A 15,342-nucleotide genomic window follows, 5' to 3' on the forward strand; every position below is an offset into this window, starting at 1 on the left:
TCCGGCCGTTCAGGGCCTGGCCGGCCTGGCCGAGGTGTGCCGCATCACCGCGCTGCAGCCCTGGCTCATTCGATCACGCCGCAGGCCACGCGGGCGCCACCGCCGCCCAGCGCCATGGGGTGATCCGAATGGTTGTCGCCGCCGGCGTGGACCATCACGGAGCGCTGCCGCACATCCGCCAGCTTCAGCCGTGGTGCCAGGACCGGGCTGGTGGCCGTGCCGTCGGCTGCCACGTAGAGGGGCGGCAGATCGCCCAGATGCCCGTCGCCCCAGGGCTCGCCATGCTTCTTGGCACCCTGCGGATCCAGGTGGCCGCCGGCCGACAGCGCGGGCACCGGGGCGCCATCCTTCTCGGCGGGCGCGCAGGAGGGCTTTTCATGGATGTGGAAGCCATGCAGGCCCGGCGGCAGGCCCGTGAGCGCGGGATAGAAGGCCAGGCCATGGGGCGTCTCGAGGATGCGGACCTGCCCCAGGGCGGCGCCGGTGCCCTGCTTCTCGGCCAGGTGCAGGGGGACCGTCAATTCGGCAGCGGAGGCCGCGGTGGCCGACAGGAGCCAGGCGGCGGCGATCAGGGTGTTCTTCATGGGCTGTCTCTCCAGGTGCTGGCCAGCGATCGAGGGCTGGCGATGGTCTGCTGCGCGGCACGCGCAGGGCTTGGCTTGGCTTGAAGCTGGCCCCGATTGTGGACGCGCAGCTTGAGATCCATCAAGCGCCTGTCCTGGTGATGGGCTGCGCATCTCCCACACCAGCATCAGCAGGGCCAGCACTGCCAGGCCGGCACGCAAGGCCGTTCCGTTCACCATGAACACCGCCAGCAAGGTCAGCGTGCCCGGCACGCTGCGCCATGCTGACCCTTGCCGGACGCACAGCTCGCGCGCCTCCGGCGGGAGCTGTGCCATCGTGCGAAAGAACAGCGGGAAGTACAGCGCCAGCGCGGCGAGGCCGGCGTAGAACAGCAGGGATGAGGTCGGCAGATTCACGATTCAGGCGTGCCATGCCTCGGCCAGCGGGCGCAGGCCGGGCTCGTCGCCCAGGCGCGCATCAGTTCCGTGCCGACTGCAGCGCGCGCTTCTCCTTGGCCTCGATCAGGCGCTGGACAATGGTGCACACCGAGCGGGCCTGCTGCTCGTCGATGTCCACGTTCTCGATCACTGAGCGCTTGAAGCGGATGGCGCACACGGCGCCGCTGTGCTCGACGAAGCCCAGGGTCAGGGTTCGGTTGAGGAAGTAGTAGATCAGGGCCAGGACGACGCCGATGCAGGTGGTCACCGCGAAGGTGGTGAAGGAGAAACCGTCGCCCGCGGAATGTGCCGAGGGGGCGGCGAAGGAGAAGCCCAGGAAGGCGAACAGGGCCATGAAGGAGGCGGCCGCCTTCCAGGGCTTGTGATAGCCGTAGTAGGTCGAGCACACGCTCTGCAGCGGCACCATGCGCGATTCGGTGCCGGCCAGCGAGGCGCTGGTGAACTCGACCCGCTCCAGGCCCACGCGGATGGTGGTGGTGGGATCGACGCCCATCAGGGACAGCAGCCAGGCGATCAGGCCGCCCTCACGGCCGGTGATGCTGACGAAGGTGTTGCGGTCGTCGATGGGCTTGGTATCAGCCCGCCAGGCCTTGATGACAAGTGCGCTCAAGTGGATGTCCTCGTTGAGGTGTTGGATGCAGCGTCAGAGCCCCGTCGAGCCGGCCCCCTCCTGCGGCGTGCGATTGTGCAGCGTGCGGCAAGGCCTGACCCTTGCGAACCGTGATGTATTCACTCCCCCCGATGGGGGTCAGGTCTTGCCAGGGGCGCGCCGGCCCGGGTGTCAGGGCTGACCGCTGATCAGCGGCTCAGGCGCCGGCCTTCTCCGCCCGCAGCGCCAGTTGCGTCCAGACGGCACCGGCGAAGTCCGCCAGGCCGAACACGACCAGGATGGGGCTGGCCAGCCCCAGGCCGGCGAAGGTGGCGAAGCTGACGAGCACCAGGACCCGTGTGTAGACCGAGGCCTGGAAGAAGGCGCGCGCCTCGCACTTGGCGGCGTAGACGTAGTAGACGCCAATGTTGAAGGCCAGGACGCCGACGACGCGGATCCAGACCTCGGTGGCAGGCGGCATGCCGAAGAGGCCGAGCAGCAGGTTCGGCGCGAGCGCCAGGGCGATGCCCAGGACAATCACGTAGAGGCCGAAGGCTTTGACGCTGAAGGCGGACTTGGACATGCGGGCTCCGGATGGCAGGGGGTGGCGCAGATTCTTGCAGGATTGGCCTCCGAGGTCACCGAACGCAGTGCGGGCGACGGGGCAGCCGCTGTCGAGGACGGCCTGCTATCGCCAGGCGCCGAGCGAAGGGCAGTGCGGCGGGAGCCCGCCGGACATTGCCAGGCCCATGCCCAGCACCAGCGCCGCGGCCGGGAGAAGAAAGAACAGCAGCTCCTTGCGCTCACGGAACAGTCGATGCCTGGCGAGGGCGAGGCCCGTGGCGCCACTGCAGGCCGCGGTCAGCAGGACGGCCAGCGCATAGTCAGGGCGCAGGAATACGTGCAGGCAGAAGGTCGCCAGGGTCGGCACCACGCTGGCGAGAATGCCGCCGCAGGCGACCATGTGGAGGCCCCAGACGGCGCTGACGGTGGCGGCCCAGGCCATGGCGGGGAAGAACCACCCGGGCAGCGGGGATGGGTGCGAGGCCGCCTGCATGCTGCCTGGCGCGGGCTCGGGCGTCTGCCGCTTGCCGGCGAGCCTGCGCCCTTCACGCCCTGCCATCGCCATCCACCTGATGGACCACCCTGAAGCACTCGCACGCCACCGGCATGCGCTCATCGAACGTCCGCCCCGTCCGTTCGCACTCCCGGCTGTAGTAGGCCCGGTGTTCCTGCTGCCAGTAGGCCAGGGAGCCGTCGCCCTCGCCTTCGATGGCGGCGAACTCGGCGCTGACCTCGTTGAAGGGGCGCACGTCCACGCTGAGGGTCTCGATGACGCACAGCGGCTGGCCGGCCCAGTTCGTGACGATGCTGAGGTCGCCGGGCCTGGGCAGGCGCTTGCCCTCGGCCTCGAAGGACCAGACGGAGCCAGCGGTGCCGCGCTTGGTCCCTTGCAGCACCAGGGCGGCGAGCTCGTCGGCCAGGGCCTGGCTGTCGCCGAAGTAGAAGGCCTCGTAGAAGCGCTCGTCCAGGCGTTCCTTGTCCGCCGCGCCGACGGCGCTGCGAAAGGCGGTCCAGAAGTCGTGGCACTGTGCGGGGATGGGCATGGCGGTCTCCTGTGGGGGACGAGGTCGGGCCGGATCAGCGTGGGGCGGCTGCCTGCCGGGCGTATCGGGACTGCCAGGCGATGAACAGCGGCGCCCCCACGATCTCCAGCACGGTGAAGCCCACGAAGGGCAGGGGCGGCAGGCCGAGGAAGACCATGGACAGCAGGCGGCCGATGCCGCCGGCGAAGATCATCAGCCACAGGGCCCGGAACAGGACGGTCTCCTGCTCGATCCGCGGAAGGAGCCAGTAGACCGCCAGGCCCAGCACCAGCCACAGACCGCCGAAGAAGCGGAGGTTGCTGTCCAGCAGCGCGTTGGCCGGCAGCCCGGCCGAGGCGTAGATCGGGTCGCTCAGGCCGAACATCGTGACGATGCCCGTGCCCAGGGGCACCGCCCCCAGCACGGCCATCGAAACTTGCAGCGCGCGCTTGCTCATGGGATTTCCTGGTGATGTGCGGATGTGTGGGGTGCCCGGGCCTGCGGCCACTCCGGCCGGATCAGACTGTAGAGCACCGAGTTGCGGAGGTGGCCGTCCCGCATGACCATGTGGTTGCGCATCACGCCTTCCTCGCGCGCGCCGATGCGCACGATGGCCTGACGCGAGCGCCTGTTGCGCTCGTCCGTGAGCGGCTCCACCCGGTGGCAGCCTCAGGTCTTGAAGGCATGGCGCAGCATCAGGTACTTGGCCTCGGTGTTGACGTGGGTGCGCTGGCTCCTGGTCATTCCTGTACCGAGGGCTGCGGCGGTTCGCGGCGGGCGGCCAGGCTAGGCAGCCAGATCCATGACCCATTGTGGACCAGGGCAAGCAAGACCTGACCCCTCTCCTGACGCTTCTCGGCAGGCCTGGCTGGCCCGCGTCGGCGAGCTGGCCTTATGCCAGGCGGGTGGCGCGGCGCCGGAAGGCCAGGGTGATGAGGGTCGGGAAGATGAAGCCCTTGAGATAGCTGAGCGGGTGTCGCCCGCGGGTGAACTCGACGGGCAGTTCGCCGAAGTGCGCCCAGTACTGGGTGGCCACCAGGCCGGCGATGCTGATCCACATGCCCCACAGCGCCCGGGGCTTGCCCCACACGACGAGCAGCAGGCTCGACGCGATGGCGGCGCGCAGCAGCCACTGGACCCGGTCGAAAAGAGTGGGCGGGTGCTTGTCCAGGTCCAGCAGGGCCTCGCACAGCATGACGCTGTGATGGAAGATCAGCAGCCCGGCCAGCACCAGGATGAGCAGGCGCCTGGCCAGCAGGGCCGGCCCCGAGGAGATGAGAGATGCGAGCGTCATCAGCCGCCTGCCTTTGCGTCGGTTGCCGGTCCATGAGACGGGCGCAGGGATGTCGGCGACCGTGCCCCGGCCAGGCGCCGGCAGCCTGGCGCAGGGTGCGCGGATGATAGGGCCAGCGATTCAGCAGGCCCCGTGCCCAAAGTCGGACCCCTTCCGCCGCCTCGCCCGCACCGTCGCCGACGGATGCCCCATGGTTCTCCCTGCTGGCATCTCGCCCGGATGCCCCCATGGCAAAAACCCCGCCGAGGCGGGGTCAGGAGGGCGGCCAGGCGCGCAGGAGCGCAGGGGCTCAGCCGATCCGCCGGCGGGCGCTCAGGCCCAGCCCCGCCAGCGCGAGGGCGGCCAGGGCCAGGCTGCCGGGTTCCGGCACGCGGCTGGGGCTGAGATCCAGCACCAGGTTGTCAATGGCCACGGCATAGGCGGTGTGGCCCCTGAACTCCACGCTCAGGAGGTTGTCGAAGCCCGACAGCAGGCGGGTGGCCCATGCGTCGCCGGTGTCCAGCACGGCCGTGACCGTGCCGCCACCCAGCACCGAGCCGATCAGCTCCAGGGTGCCTGCGGGGCCGCCCGTCTCCCAGTTGCCGACGTCGATGCTCTTGAGCGTGAACGGCGCGCCGCCGGTCAGCTTGATGGAGGTGCCGCCGAAGCAGGTCGAGTCATAGGCGCAGAAGACGAAGGTCGCGCTGCCGTTGGAGTTGGATGCGTTCTTGCCGAAGATGCCGTCGTTGAAGTCGCCGCGGTTCGTGTTGGTCAGCGTGTAGCCGCCTTCCGCATAGGGCGTCACGGGGACGATCTGATCGCTGTCGGCGGTCACGCCTTCAAAGCCCATGACCACCGGTGTGGCGCTCGCGAAGGTCGGTACCGTGCCGAGCGCGATGAGGGCTGCGGTGCTGAGGGTTGCAGTGAACTTGCGCATGAGATTCCCCTGATGTCGTGATGGCGGGCCGGAAGGGTCCCGGGGACGATCAGCAATGTCCGCGCCAGGAGCGGGCTTCCTTTGGCACATCAATCACTTAGTACTTCCGCAGCCGGCAAGGCGCCCCGGAGTGTCAAGGCGGCCGACGGCCGGGGCGCGAGCGGATGATCCGAAGCTGCGTCGAAGGAGCACTTGAATCCCGCCCCGAGGATGCGAGGCGTCCAGTCTCCCTGCTTGCAGGATGGGGGTGATGGACCCTGGCGCAAACGTGCAGAATGCGCTGACCAATTTCGCGTGACGACGAGGAGACACGATGTTCAAGGACGACACCGACTGCACGATCGCCCCCTACTTCAAGATTCACGAGGGCAAGGTCCCGGCATTCAAGGCCCTGAGCCGGCAGCTGGTGGAGGTCACCCGCCAGGAGCCTGGGTGCCGGCACTACGCCTTCTCCTTCAGCGGCCAGGACGCCCATTGCCGGGAGGGCTACGTCAACGCCGAGGCCTTGCTCGCCCATCTTGAGAACGTCGGCGGGCTGCTGGGCCAGCTGCTCCAGGTGGCCGAGCTCGTGCGGCTCGAGGTGCACGCCCCGGCGGATGAAGTCGAGAAGCTGCGCGGGCCGATGTCGGCACTGGAGCCGCAGTTCTTCGTCCTGGAGCCGGGCATCCGGCACGCGGCAATGGGCTGAGTGCCGGCCCGGGCAGGCAAGACCTGACCCCGCGATCCCGGCTCAGGTCTCGTCGCGGCCGAAGCGCTGCTCGTCCGGCACGCGCCAGGGTCGGCGGTACAGCAGCCGGCCGAGGACGACCAGCATCAGCGCGAACAGCGCGAAGCGGGTCTGGCGCGGCGGCAGCAGGAACTGCGCGGCCATCGCAAGCGCGATGAACGCCACGGACTCCCGGGCTGCCACCTTCGGGTAGCGGCGGTCCAACAGCCGCGCCTGGCAGTGCGGGCAGCACAGCGCCTGGGACTGCGGCACATACCAGCGGGCCTTGGGCGGGACCAGGGTGAAGTCCGGCCGCGCGAAGGCCTGGCTGCAGGCCGGGCAGCGGTACCTGCCACGCTGGTGGTCCACGTCCGGCACCGCGAGCTCGGCCTCGCAGGGGGCGCAGACGGCATCGGCCGAGGGCAGCACGCGGCCGCAGCGCTCGCAGCGGCAGGCCGGGGAGGCGGCGTCGCGCGGGGGCGCAGGGGGCGTCATGGCGGCCAATGCTAAGGCCTCGAGGGCGCGCGCTCCGGCTTGCCTTGCGAAGGGTCCGGGAGCGTGCGGTACTTGTGACGCCAGGCCTGCAGGGACAGTGGCGCCTCGCTGGCGGCATCGTCGACGAGGATGTCGCCGCTGCCCAGGTGCACCAGGAACACGGTCCACAAGCCCAGGCGGTCGCCCATGTCCAGGTAGACCGAGACCGACCAGTAGCAGCGCCCCCCGAACCGCACCTGGCCGTCCACGGGCATGCCGAAGACGGCGGGCTGCTGATGGCTAGCGGCCCAGGCCCGGTAGTCGGGCAGCCGTTCGACGAGCGCGCTGGCCTGCCGGTAGGCGCGCGACCCTGCCGCCTTGGCGTCGCAGGCCGGCGCTGCCTGCGCCATGCCGGCCCAGGCAAGGAGCAGCAGGGCGGCGGCCAGATGCTGTCTGAAGTGAGGTCGGGGCAGCGATCTCATCGCGCCTGGCGTCTGGAGTACAGCCGGCCCAGCACGAGCAGGATCACGCCGCCGATCAGCAGGTAGCGGCCGCTGGCCTTGCGCGCCTCGGGGGGATCGTCATTGGCGTCGGCGAGCACGAGCGGGTCCTCCGGCAGGTAGCGGACCGTCAGCGTCCGGGGCGTCACCTGACGAGCCATGGCGTGGCCCTGCGCCGCGGGAATGCCGACCTGGGTCCTGATCTCGCGCCCCCGTGACGTTCTGAAGCTGACCTGGGCCGTGTACTCCCCGTCCTTCTGAAGGAATCTGCGTTCGTGCGAGCTCAGGGCGGTGACCTTGGCCTCGGCCTCCTCACCGTGATGGCGCAAGGCCTCGTATTTGCTGGCGCTGCGATGGCCGGACACCATCAGGGCGGCGCCGGACAGGATCAGGCCTGCCGCAAAGAGGCGGCTGGCGAAGATGCGGAACATGGAAAGGCCCTCCCAGGGCGAGATCTTGTTGTCGTGACTTGTTGTCGTGATTTGGCGGCGCGATGGTACTGCAGCGGCCGGTCGGGAGCGCTCAGGGGGCTGCCCGGGGAGGGGGGCGGCTCAGGCCGGGTTCAGGGCTTCGTCCAGCACTTCCACCCAGTGCCGCACGGGCTGCTGAGTTCCCGACTGCAAGTGCTGGATGCAGCCGATATTGCCCGACACCGTGCAGTCCGCCTGCAGCGGCGCCAGGGCGGCGAGCTTGCGGTCGCGCAGCTGGTGGGAGAGCTGGGGCTGCAGCAGGGAGTAGGTGCCGGCGGAGCCGCAGCACAGATGGCTTTCGGTGCGGGAGACCTGGATGTCGAAGCCGAGCGCGCGCATCAGGGCCTCCACGCCGCCCTTGAGCTGCTGGCCGTGCTGCAGGGTGCAGGGCGGGTGGTAGGCCAGGCGCGGGCGATGGGGCGCGCTGGCCTGCGCCCGTTCGATGGCCTGCTGCAGGGCGCTGACTTCGGGGGCCAGCAGCTCGCTGATGTCCTTGCACAGGGCGCTGATGCGGGCGGCGCGCTCGGCATAGGCCGGGTCATGGGCCAGCAGGCGGCCGTAGTCCTTGACCATCACGCCGCAGCCGGAGGCGTTCATCACCAGGGCCTCGACCGGTGCGCTGCCGCCCAGACCCTCGACCAGGGGCCACCAGGCGTCGACGTTGCGGCGCATGTCGTCCAGGCCGCCCGCCTCGTCATGCAGATGGGCGCGGATGGCGCCGCAGCAGCCGGCGTCATCGGCCACCACGGTCTGGATGCCGATGGCGTCCAGCACGCGGGCGGTGGCGGCGTTGATGTTGGGCATCAGCGAGGGCTGCACGCAGCCCATCAGCATCAGCATCCTGCGCGGATGCGTGCCGGCGGGCCACTGGTGGGCACGCGGGCCGGCCTTGGGCGGCAGCTTCTCGCGCAGGGCCGGCGGCACCAGCGGGCGCAGGGCCTGGCCCAGCTTCGCGGCCGCCGGGAAGACGGGCGAGGTCAAGCCCTCCCGCAGCAGCCAGTGCACGGCGCGCTCGGTGGCAGGCCGGGGCACCTTGCGCTCGACGATCTCGCGGCCGATCTCCAGCAGCTGCCCGTACTGCACGCCCGAGGGGCAGGTGCTCTCGCAATTGCGGCAGGTGAGGCAGCGGTCCAGGTGCGCTTGCGTGGCACGGGTGGGCTCGGCGCCCTCCAGCACCTGCTTGATCAGGTAGATGCGGCCGCGCGGGCCGTCCAGCTCGTCGCCCAGCAGCTGGTAGGTGGGGCAGGTGGCGGTGCAGAAGCCGCAGTGCACGCAGCGCCGCAGGATGGCCTCGGCCGCCTCGCCGGCGGCGGTGTTGAGGAACTCGGGGGCGAGGCGGGTCTGCATGGCAAGAGGGGGTCAGAAGTCGGGGTAGAGCCGGCCGCGGTTGAAGATGCCGGAGGGGTCGAAGGCGGTCTTGAGATCGCGGTGGATGCGGGCCAGCGGCGCGCTCAGGGGGCTGAACACGCCCTCGGACTTGTCCAGTGCGCGGAACAGCGTGGCATGGCCGCCGGCCTGGGCCGCGAGCTCGCGCAGCTGCGCCGCGGGCAGGGGCGTGGTGACCCAGCGCTGGGCGCCGCCCCATTCGATCATCTGCTCGCCGGGGATGCGCAGGCTGGGCGCCGTCTGCGGCAGCGAGAGCCGCCAGAGCTTGGCACCGCCCTGCACCGCACGGCAGGCGCCGACGAAGAACTCGTCGCTGTGGTCGCGCAGGCCGCGCCAGAAGCCGGTTGCGAGGTCCTCGGGGATCAGCTCGCCGCCCAGCTCTCGCCGGGCCGCGGCCACGGCGCGCTCGGCGCCGGCCAGCTCCAGCACCAGCGCGCCGTCCCAGGCGGCGCTCGCGCGCAGGGGCAAAGGGCGGCCGGACCAGCGGTTCATCTGCTGCAGGGCCTCGGCCTCGGGCATGTCGAAGCGCAGGGTGCAGCGCGCCACCGGCAGGGGCAGCACCTTCAGCGAGACCTCGGCGATCACGCCCAGCACGCCCAGGCCGCCGCACATGAGGCGGGGCAGGTCGTAGCCGGCCACGTTCTTCATCACGGTGCCGCCGAAGCTCAGCAGCTCGCCGCGGCCGTTGACCATGGTCAGGCCCAGCACGTGGTCCCGCAACGAGCCCTGCGTGGCGCGCGAGGGGCCGGAGAGGCCCGCCGCCACCATGCCGCCCACGGTGCCGCGGCCGTCGAAGCGGGGGGGCTCGAAGGCCAGGTGCTGGCCCTGGGCGGCCAGCAGCGCTTCCAGCTCGGCCAGCGGCGTCGCGGCCTTGGCCGTCACCACCAGCTCGGTGGGTTCGTAGGCGCTGATGCCGCTGAGGCCGGGCAGCTCGCCCAGTTCCAGCAGCTCGCCCCAGGGCTCGCCGCCATAGAACTGCTTGCTGCCCTGGCCTCGGATCTGCAAGACCTGACCCCGGGCCGCGGCCTCGCGGATGCGGGCCTGCAGCAGGCCCAGGTCGGCCGGCGCGATGCGGGGGGAGGGCGTGGCTTGTGCGCTCATTCAGAACCTCGGCAGATCGGGGAAGGCCAGCAGGCCCTTACGGACGTGCATCTTGCCGTATTCCGCACAGCGGGCATGGCTGGGGATGAGCTTGCCGGGGTTGAGCAGGCCTTGCGGGTCGAAGGCGGCCTTGAAGTCGCGCATCTGCTGCAGCTCCTCGGGGCTGAACTGCACGCACATGGACGAGAGCTTCTCGATGCCCACGCCATGCTCGCCGGTGATGGTGCCGCCCAGGGCCACGCTGGTCTCCAGGATCTCCGCGCCGAAGCGCTCGCAGCGGTCCAGCTGGTCCGGGTCGTTGGCATCGAAGAGGATGAGCGGGTGCAGGTTGCCGTCGCCCGCATGGAAGACGTTGGCGCAGCGCAGGCCGTACTTCTTCTCCATCTCGGCGATGGCCAGGAGGATGTCCGCCAGGCGCTTGCGCGGGATGGTGGAGTCCATGCACATGTAGTCCGGGCTCAGGCGGCCGGACGCAGGGAAGGCATTCTTGCGGCCGCTCCAGAAGCGCAGGCGCTGGGCCTCGTCGGCGCTCACTGAAATCTGCGTGGCGCCGCTGGCGCGCAGCACGGCGCTCATGCGCTCGATCTCCTCGTCGACCTCGTCCGGCGTGCCGTCGCTCTCGCACAGCAGGATGGCCTCGGCCGTGAGGTCGTAGCCGGCGTGGACGAAGTCCTCCACGGCGGCGGTCATGGGCTTGTCCATCATCTCCAGGCCGGCGGGGATGATGCCGGCGGCGATGAGGTCGGCCACGGCCTGGCCGGCCTTGCGGATGTCGTCGAAGCTGGCCATGATGCAGCGCGCCAGGATGGGGCGGGGCAGCAGACGCACCGTCACCTCGGTCACCACGGCCAGCATGCCTTCGCTGCCGACCACGGCGGGCAGCAGGTCAAGACCTGGCACGTCCAGGGCCTCGGAGCCGAACACGACGGTTTCGCCGCGCACGGTGAAACCCTTGACCCGCAGCACGTTGTGCAGGGTCAGGCCGTACTTCAGGCAGTGCACGCCGCCGGAGTTCTCGGCGATGTTGCCGCCGATGGTGCAGGCGATCTGGCTGCTGGGATCGGGCGCGTAGTAGAGGCCCAGGGGCGCGGCGGCCTCCGAGATCGCCAGGTTGCGCACGCCGCACTGCACGCGGGCGGTGCGGGCGAGGGGGTCGATGTCCAGGATCTCGTTGAGACGGGCCAGCGAGAGCACCAGGCCGTCCGGATGCGGCAGGGCGCCGCCCGAGAGGCCGGTGCCGGCGCCGCGCGCCACCACGGGGATCTCCAGTTCCAGGCAGCAGCGCAGCACCGCGGCCACCTGCGCCTCGGTCTCGGGCAGGGCCACGGCCAGGGGGCGGGCGCGGTAGGCGGAGAGGCCATCGCACTCGTAGGGCGTGGTCTCTTCCGCCTGCCACAGGAGGGCATGGGCGGGCAGCAGGCCGCGCAGGGCCTGCACCAGGCGGTGCTGGCGCTGGCTGCGCTCGGCCGGGGAGAGCGGGGCGGCGTCGTTCGCGTTCATGGCGGGGGCTTCATGCAAAGGGCGGGGCTCAGCGTCTCACTGTAGCCCCGCCGCGGGTCGCGCGCGGGCCGGCTTACCTCACCAGCCAGGTGAAGGGCGGCACATAGGCCTGCAGGGTCACGAAGATCCCCACCAGGCAGGCCAGCGCGATGCTGTGGAAGAAGACGTAGCGCAGGATGTCGCCCTCGTGGTTGAACCAGCGGGTGGCGGTGGAGGCCACGACGATGGACTGCGCGTCGATCATCTTGCCCATCACGCCGCCGGAGCTGTTGGCCGCGCCCATCAGGTTGGGGTTGAGGCCCAGCTGCTCGGCCGCCACCTTCTGCATGCCGCCGAAGAGCACGTTGGAGGCGGTGTCCGAGCCGGTCAGCGCCACGCCCAGCCAGCCCATCAGGGTGCCGAAGAAGGGGTAGAGCACGCCGGTGCCGGCGAAGGCCAGGCCCAGGGTGGTGTCCAGGCCGCTGTAGCGCGTCAGCGTGCCCAGGGCCAGCATCAGCACGATGGTCAGCAGCGAGGTGCGCACCAGCCACACCGTCTTGAAGAAGGTGCGGACCAGGGCCGGGAGGCCGTAGCCCATCAGCAGGCCGCCGATGATCGCCGCCACCAGGATGCCGGTGCCGGTGGAGGACAGCAGGTTGAAGACGTACTCGGCGGCCTCGCTGTGCGGCGTGGGCACGACGGGGGCGACCTTCTGCACCATCTTGTGCAGGCCCTCGATGACGAACTTGGGCGCGAAGATGCCGTTGAGCCAGGTCTTGGTGACCGGCAGGCCCCAGGCGAACACGAAGACGGTCAGGATCACCCAGGGCGTCCAGGCCTTGATGACGGCGGCGCGCGGGTGCACCTGCGGCTTCTGCGGCGGCAGGGCGGTGCCGCCGTCCTGCTCATGGCCCTTCAGCGAGACCGAGGTCCACAGCTTCCTGGGCTGCCAGACGCGCAGGAAGCCCACCAGGCAGGTCATTGACACCATGGCGGCGATCACGTCCACCAGCTCGGGGCCGATGAAGTTGCTCACCAGGTACTGCGGGATGGCGAAGGAGACGCCGGTCACCAGGATGGCGGGCCAGATCTCCATCATCGCCTTGCGCCCGGCGAAGGCCCAGATCAGCCAGAAGGGCACCAGCAGCGAGAAGAAGGGCAGCTGGCGGCCGATCATGCCGGAAACGGCCATCAGGTCGTAGCCGTGCACCTTGGCCAGCGTGATCACCGGCGTGCCCAGGGCCCCGTAGGCCACCGGCGCGGTGTTGGCGATCAGCGAGAGGCCCGAGGCGGCCAGAGGCGAGAAGCCGAGGCCGATCAGGATGGCCGCCGTCACCGCCACCGGCGTGCCGAAGCCGGCCGCGCCCTCGAAGAAGGCGCCGAAGGCGAAGGCGATCAGCAGCAGCTGCAGACGCCTGTCCTGCGTGATGCCGGCGATGGAGTCCTGCAGCACCTTGAAGCTGCCGTTCTGCTCGGTCAGCTGGTGCAGGAAGATGATGTTCAGCACGATCCAGCCGATGGGCAGCAGGCCGGTGAGCCCGCCCAGCAGCGCGGCCCGCGTGGCCATGCCCGCCGGCATGCCGAAGGCCAGGATGGCGATCAGCAGCGCACTGGCCAGGCCGGCCGCCGCCGCCACATGGGCCTTGAGGTGGAACACGCCCAGGCCCAGCAGCATGACCACCACCGGAATGGCGGCCACCAGCGTGCTGAGCAGCATGTTGTCGAAGGGGTTGTAGACCTGTTGCCAGACCATGGTTGTCTCCAGTCGCTCTTGGGGTGGGCCCTTGGGAATGAGCCACTGGGGAGCGATGGTGCGGGGCCAGGGTCAGGCGCGGCGTGAATCCTCGCGGGCGGGGCTTTGAGGAAATTTCAAAGCGGGGGCGGACACAGGGTAGATCCGGAGGCCGTCATCGCGGAGGCGTCAAGCTGTTGTCAGCGGCCCTCGGCTGATTCCCGCAGTGACCGGATGACACGGGCCGCCTGCTGGCCTTGCCAGGCGTTCTGCACGGTGCTGATGGCGATCAGGACGAACAGGGCCAGCAGGCCGCCAGTCATGAGACGGACGCCGGGCTGCTCCGCCGTCGAGAACATCATCCATCCGAAGACCAGGATGACTCCGGCGTGGAAGAGGCCGCGGCCCAGGGAGCGGTGCCTGGGCAGCACGTCCTCGCCCGTGGTGTGGTTGTGCCATCCCACGAGTGACTGGAAGTTGCCGGACTCCCGGAGCACGAAGCTGACCCGGTCGCCCGCCTTCAGGCTCGGGGTGCCGGGCGCGTTGAGGCCGTACACCTTGCGGCCCTGTGCCTCGAAGGAGAAGTCCGAGGTGGTGTCGCGGCTGCGTCCGATGGTCGGCCGCTGCACATCGAACACACGCTCCAGCGTCAGGGTCTCGACGTGCATGCTCAACGGTCTCCCTCGTGCAGCCGCCGCAGCCAGGCGGCCATCCCGCCCAGCACGCCCAGCCCGAGGAGGATCAGGTGCAGCTCGGGCAGCGCGATGAGGCGAAAGAGCGCGTTGGACTCGCTGAACGGCGCCAGCGGGCGGATGTCGGCATGCATGACGCTGTCCAGCATCACGTGGCTCCAGGCACCCAGCAGGGCGCCGAGCAGGAGCGAGCGCCGGTGCGGTGTCGGCAGGGGATGCCCCAGCCGCCAGCGCCGCCACCGCCCGCACAGCGCGGCCGTCGCGAGGCCGGCGAGCGTTGCACCGACGTAGGTGTGGAAGAAGGCATGGACCTGGGCCTGTCCGTGCAGGAGGTTCCAGACGGACTCCACGTCGATCAGCACATTGGCGGCGCAGAAGGCGAGGAAGCTCAGATGGCGGGGCGCAGCGCCGTGCAGGGCGGCGCCCAGGCCGAAATGAAAGGGCGTGACCGGCATGCCGCGCTGCTAGCCCAGCGCCTTGAACAACCAGTCCGCAAACGCCGCGCACTCCCAGCGCTCCATGGTCCCCTGCTTCCAGCACAGGTAGTGGTGGAAGGGCGAGGGCACGGTGCGGGGCGAGAGGCGCAGCAGGCGGCCGCTGTCCAGCCAGGTCAGGCCCAGCTTCATGCGCATCAGCGCCACGCCGAAGCCGGCCGCCGCGGCGTCCAGCACCAGGCCGACGTCGTTGAACTGCGCGCCGGTGCGGGGCTCGTCCAGGTGGATGCCGTGGGCCTCGAACCAGGTGCTCCAGGGGTCCAGCGGGCTGCGGATGAGGCGGGCGCGGCGGATGTCCTCGGCGCTGTCGAAGCCCTCGAAGGGACCGAACTCGTGCAGGTACTCGGGGCTGCAGACGGGGGTGAGCTCGTCGCTGAGGATGCGGCGGTACTCGAGGCCGGGGTAGTCGCCGGTGCCGTAGCGGATTTCGAGGTCGGCATCCTCGGACTTGGTGTTGGTCAGCGGGATGGCCACCTGCATCACCAGCTCGATCTCCGGATAGGCATGGCGGAACAGGGCCAGGCGCGGCAGCAGGATCTGGCGCGAGAAGGTGGGCGTCACCGCCAGGCGCAGCCGGGCGGACTGCAGGCCGGGGCCGTCCGGACGGGGGATCTGCTGCAGGGCCTTGAGCCCCTGGCGCACCGAGGGCAGGTAGCGCTGGCCTTCATCGGAAGGGCTGAAGTCCCGGCCGAAGAGCTTGAAGCCCAGCTGCGACTCCAGCTGGCGGATGCGGTGGCTGACGGCGCTGGGCGTCACGCTCAGTTCCTCGGCCGCCAGGCTCACGCTGCGCAGCCGCGCCACGGCCTCGAAGGCCAGCAGGCTCTGGATGGGCGGGATGCGGGGGGCGGCCATGCGCGGCGTGGGGGAGGCTGGCGCAAACAGTCGCGGGACGGCCGGGCCG

Annotated in this window: 20 protein-coding genes; 1 reads left to right on the plus strand and 19 read right to left on the minus strand. The window is 70.3% G+C overall.

All coding sequences use genetic code 11. The features are described from left to right. Positions 1-65: 65 nt before the first annotated feature. The 9 genes from sodC to ABDJ40_RS00560 all read right to left on the minus strand — a co-directional run bounded on the left by sodC (position 66) and on the right by ABDJ40_RS00560 (position 5,407). A complete protein-coding gene (gene sodC, locus ABDJ40_RS00520; protein ID WP_347604658.1) occupies positions 66-584 on the minus strand; it encodes a superoxide dismutase [Cu-Zn] SodC in 519 nt (172 codons plus the stop codon). A 457-nt stretch (positions 585-1,041) separates the two neighbouring features. Continuing rightward, a complete protein-coding gene (locus ABDJ40_RS00525; RefSeq protein WP_347604661.1) occupies positions 1,042-1,632 on the minus strand; it encodes a hypothetical protein in 591 nt (196 codons plus the stop codon). A 196-nt stretch (positions 1,633-1,828) separates the two neighbouring features. Continuing rightward, complete coding sequence (locus ABDJ40_RS00530) at positions 1,829-2,194, minus strand: hypothetical protein (RefSeq protein ID WP_347604664.1); 366 nt, start codon at positions 2,192-2,194, stop codon at positions 1,829-1,831. 105 nt (positions 2,195-2,299) lie between these two features. Continuing rightward, the gene (locus tag ABDJ40_RS00535) at positions 2,300-2,734 is read right to left on the minus strand and encodes a hypothetical protein (RefSeq protein WP_347604667.1); all 435 of its coding nucleotides are present in this window, start codon (positions 2,732-2,734) and stop codon (positions 2,300-2,302) included. After that, the gene (locus tag ABDJ40_RS00540) at positions 2,721-3,218 is read right to left on the minus strand and encodes an ASCH domain-containing protein (protein WP_347604670.1); all 498 of its coding nucleotides are present in this window, start codon (positions 3,216-3,218) and stop codon (positions 2,721-2,723) included. Before ABDJ40_RS00540 ends, ABDJ40_RS00535 begins: the two co-directional genes overlap by 14 nt. A gap of 34 nt (positions 3,219-3,252) precedes the next feature. Next, positions 3,253-3,654, minus strand: a complete 402-nt coding sequence (locus ABDJ40_RS00545; RefSeq protein WP_347604673.1) for a DUF4345 domain-containing protein — start codon at positions 3,652-3,654, stop codon at positions 3,253-3,255. Next, positions 3,651-3,854, minus strand: a complete 204-nt coding sequence (locus tag ABDJ40_RS00550) for a GNAT family N-acetyltransferase (RefSeq protein WP_347604675.1) — start codon at positions 3,852-3,854, stop codon at positions 3,651-3,653. The genes ABDJ40_RS00545 and ABDJ40_RS00550 overlap by 4 nt, the downstream gene beginning before the upstream one ends. Positions 3,855-4,089: 235 nt before the next feature. Then, entirely contained in the window at positions 4,090-4,491 is a 402-nt protein-coding gene (locus tag ABDJ40_RS00555; protein WP_347604677.1) for a hypothetical protein, read from the minus strand. Between the two features lie 289 nt (positions 4,492-4,780). After that, a complete protein-coding gene (locus tag ABDJ40_RS00560; RefSeq protein WP_347604680.1) occupies positions 4,781-5,407 on the minus strand; it encodes a PEP-CTERM sorting domain-containing protein in 627 nt (208 codons plus the stop codon). 313 nt (positions 5,408-5,720) lie between these two features. Here ABDJ40_RS00560 and ABDJ40_RS00565 point away from each other — a divergent pair, with 313 nt between their 5' ends. After that, positions 5,721-6,095, plus strand: coding sequence for a putative quinol monooxygenase (locus ABDJ40_RS00565; protein ID WP_347604683.1), 375 nt, complete (start codon positions 5,721-5,723; stop codon positions 6,093-6,095). Positions 6,096-6,137: 42 nt separating this feature from the next. Here ABDJ40_RS00565 and ABDJ40_RS00570 read toward each other — a convergent pair whose 3' ends face one another. The 10 genes from ABDJ40_RS00570 to ABDJ40_RS00615 form a co-directional block, all read right to left on the minus strand. Further along, positions 6,138-6,608 carry a hypothetical protein gene (locus ABDJ40_RS00570; protein WP_347604685.1) on the minus strand — a complete coding sequence of 157 codons (471 nt, stop codon included), beginning with the start codon at positions 6,606-6,608 and terminating at the stop codon, positions 6,138-6,140. Between the two features lie 11 nt (positions 6,609-6,619). After that, the gene (locus ABDJ40_RS00575; RefSeq protein WP_347604688.1) at positions 6,620-7,069 is read right to left on the minus strand and encodes a hypothetical protein; all 450 of its coding nucleotides are present in this window, start codon (positions 7,067-7,069) and stop codon (positions 6,620-6,622) included. Next, on the minus strand, positions 7,066-7,518 hold the full coding sequence (locus ABDJ40_RS00580; RefSeq protein ID WP_347604691.1) for a DUF3592 domain-containing protein: 453 nt from the start codon (positions 7,516-7,518) through the stop codon (positions 7,066-7,068). Before ABDJ40_RS00580 ends, ABDJ40_RS00575 begins: the two co-directional genes overlap by 4 nt. Positions 7,519-7,638: 120 nt before the next feature. Next, positions 7,639-8,904: a glycolate oxidase subunit GlcF gene (gene glcF, locus ABDJ40_RS00585; RefSeq protein WP_347604694.1), complete on the minus strand. Its 1,266-nt coding sequence runs from the start codon at positions 8,902-8,904 to the stop codon at positions 7,639-7,641. A gap of 12 nt (positions 8,905-8,916) precedes the next feature. Beyond that, positions 8,917-10,044 carry a glycolate oxidase subunit GlcE gene (glcE, locus tag ABDJ40_RS00590; protein ID WP_347604697.1) on the minus strand — a complete coding sequence of 376 codons (1,128 nt, stop codon included), beginning with the start codon at positions 10,042-10,044 and terminating at the stop codon, positions 8,917-8,919. Beyond that, the gene (locus ABDJ40_RS00595; RefSeq protein WP_347604700.1) at positions 10,045-11,544 is read right to left on the minus strand and encodes an FAD-linked oxidase C-terminal domain-containing protein; all 1,500 of its coding nucleotides are present in this window, start codon (positions 11,542-11,544) and stop codon (positions 10,045-10,047) included. Positions 11,545-11,617: 73 nt separating this feature from the next. Further along, positions 11,618-13,276: an L-lactate permease gene (locus ABDJ40_RS00600; protein WP_347604703.1), complete on the minus strand. Its 1,659-nt coding sequence runs from the start codon at positions 13,274-13,276 to the stop codon at positions 11,618-11,620. Positions 13,277-13,455: 179 nt separating this feature from the next. Continuing rightward, positions 13,456-13,923, minus strand: coding sequence for a hypothetical protein (locus tag ABDJ40_RS00605; RefSeq protein WP_347604706.1), 468 nt, complete (start codon positions 13,921-13,923; stop codon positions 13,456-13,458). A gap of 2 nt (positions 13,924-13,925) precedes the next feature. Next, complete coding sequence (locus tag ABDJ40_RS00610; protein ID WP_347604709.1) at positions 13,926-14,402, minus strand: hypothetical protein; 477 nt, start codon at positions 14,400-14,402, stop codon at positions 13,926-13,928. A gap of 9 nt (positions 14,403-14,411) precedes the next feature. Then, entirely contained in the window at positions 14,412-15,293 is an 882-nt protein-coding gene (locus ABDJ40_RS00615) for a LysR substrate-binding domain-containing protein (protein ID WP_269632319.1), read from the minus strand. Between the last annotated feature and the right edge of the window lie 49 nt (positions 15,294-15,342).

The sequence above is a fragment of the Roseateles flavus genome (assembly GCF_039872765.1).
Classification (GTDB): Bacteria; Pseudomonadota; Gammaproteobacteria; order Burkholderiales; family Burkholderiaceae_C; genus Roseateles_B; species Roseateles_B flavus.

Bases quoted from the DNA above. Each gene is read 5' to 3' on its own strand.
- ABDJ40_RS00565 (WP_347604683.1), top strand. From the start codon at position 5,721: ATGTTCAAGGACGACACCGACTGCACGATCGCCCCCTACTTCAAGATT.
- ABDJ40_RS00530 (WP_347604664.1), bottom strand. From the start codon at position 2,194: ATGTCCAAGTCCGCCTTCAGCGTCAAAGCCTTCGGCCTCTACGTGATT.
- ABDJ40_RS00600 (WP_347604703.1), bottom strand. From the start codon at position 13,276: ATGGTCTGGCAACAGGTCTACAACCCCTTCGACAACATGCTGCTCAGC.
- ABDJ40_RS00560 (WP_347604680.1), bottom strand. From the start codon at position 5,407: ATGCGCAAGTTCACTGCAACCCTCAGCACCGCAGCCCTCATCGCGCTC.
- ABDJ40_RS00580 (WP_347604691.1), bottom strand. From the start codon at position 7,518: ATGTTCCGCATCTTCGCCAGCCGCCTCTTTGCGGCAGGCCTGATCCTG.
- glcF (WP_347604694.1), bottom strand. From the start codon at position 8,904: ATGCAGACCCGCCTCGCCCCCGAGTTCCTCAACACCGCCGCCGGCGAG.
- sodC (WP_347604658.1), bottom strand. From the start codon at position 584: ATGAAGAACACCCTGATCGCCGCCGCCTGGCTCCTGTCGGCCACCGCG.
- ABDJ40_RS00610 (WP_347604709.1), bottom strand. From the start codon at position 14,402: ATGCCGGTCACGCCCTTTCATTTCGGCCTGGGCGCCGCCCTGCACGGC.
- ABDJ40_RS00605 (WP_347604706.1), bottom strand. From the start codon at position 13,923: ATGCACGTCGAGACCCTGACGCTGGAGCGTGTGTTCGATGTGCAGCGG.
- glcE (WP_347604697.1), bottom strand. From the start codon at position 10,044: ATGAGCGCACAAGCCACGCCCTCCCCCCGCATCGCGCCGGCCGACCTG.
- ABDJ40_RS00595 (WP_347604700.1), bottom strand. From the start codon at position 11,544: ATGAACGCGAACGACGCCGCCCCGCTCTCCCCGGCCGAGCGCAGCCAG.
- ABDJ40_RS00570 (WP_347604685.1), bottom strand. From the start codon at position 6,608: ATGACGCCCCCTGCGCCCCCGCGCGACGCCGCCTCCCCGGCCTGCCGC.
- ABDJ40_RS00615 (WP_269632319.1), bottom strand. From the start codon at position 15,293: ATGGCCGCCCCCCGCATCCCGCCCATCCAGAGCCTGCTGGCCTTCGAG.
- ABDJ40_RS00545 (WP_347604673.1), bottom strand. From the start codon at position 3,654: ATGAGCAAGCGCGCGCTGCAAGTTTCGATGGCCGTGCTGGGGGCGGTG.
- ABDJ40_RS00535 (WP_347604667.1), bottom strand. From the start codon at position 2,734: ATGGCAGGGCGTGAAGGGCGCAGGCTCGCCGGCAAGCGGCAGACGCCC.
- ABDJ40_RS00540 (WP_347604670.1), bottom strand. From the start codon at position 3,218: ATGCCCATCCCCGCACAGTGCCACGACTTCTGGACCGCCTTTCGCAGC.
- ABDJ40_RS00575 (WP_347604688.1), bottom strand. From the start codon at position 7,069: ATGAGATCGCTGCCCCGACCTCACTTCAGACAGCATCTGGCCGCCGCC.
- ABDJ40_RS00555 (WP_347604677.1), bottom strand. From the start codon at position 4,491: ATGACGCTCGCATCTCTCATCTCCTCGGGGCCGGCCCTGCTGGCCAGG.